Genomic DNA, 584 nt, shown 5'->3' with positions numbered 1-584 from the left:
GAGCCGCGAGATCGGACGCCGACTTAGCCGATCCGTCTCGACCATCTCCCGTGAGCTACGACGCAATGCCGCGACGCGCAGCGGCGGCCTGGAGTATCGTGCGTCGACAGCCCAATGGCACGCCGAGCGATCGGCCCGTCGACCCAAACCGAGCAAGCTTGCGCTCAACACAACCTTGCGCACTTATGTGGAGCAGCGACTGGCCGGCGTCGTCACGACCCCGAGTGGCGCTGCCGTTCCTGGTCCCGCCGTTCCGTGGAAGGGCCGCCGGCATGGCCCGCGCAAGGATCGGCGATGGGCCAGGGCTTGGAGCCCAGAGCAGATTGCCCGACGCTTGCCGATCGACTTCCCGGACGACAAGACGATGCGCATCAGCCACGAAGCCATCTATCAAGCCCTCTTCGTTCAGGGGCGGGGAGCGCTACGCCGCGAACTGTCGGCCTGCTTGCGAACGGGGCGCGTGTTGCGGGTCCCCAGGGCGCGCGTACGCAGGCGAGGCAAGAGCTTTGTCTCGCCGGAGATCATGATCAGTCAACGCCCCGCCGAAGCGGCCGATCGCGCGGTGCCGGGTCACTGGGAGGGAG

At 67.6% G+C, this 584-nt stretch carries 1 protein-coding gene; it reads left to right on the top strand.

Annotated features, from left to right (window positions below):
* Nucleotides 1-584, top strand: a 584-nt coding sequence (locus SO139_RS46370) for a transposase (protein ID WP_498542176.1), incomplete at both ends; no start/stop codon positions are given.

This window comes from Bradyrhizobium sp. UFLA05-89, assembly GCF_059803475.1.
Note: the sequence above shows the minus strand (reverse complement) of the source record. Positions and strands in the feature narration are given on the sequence as shown.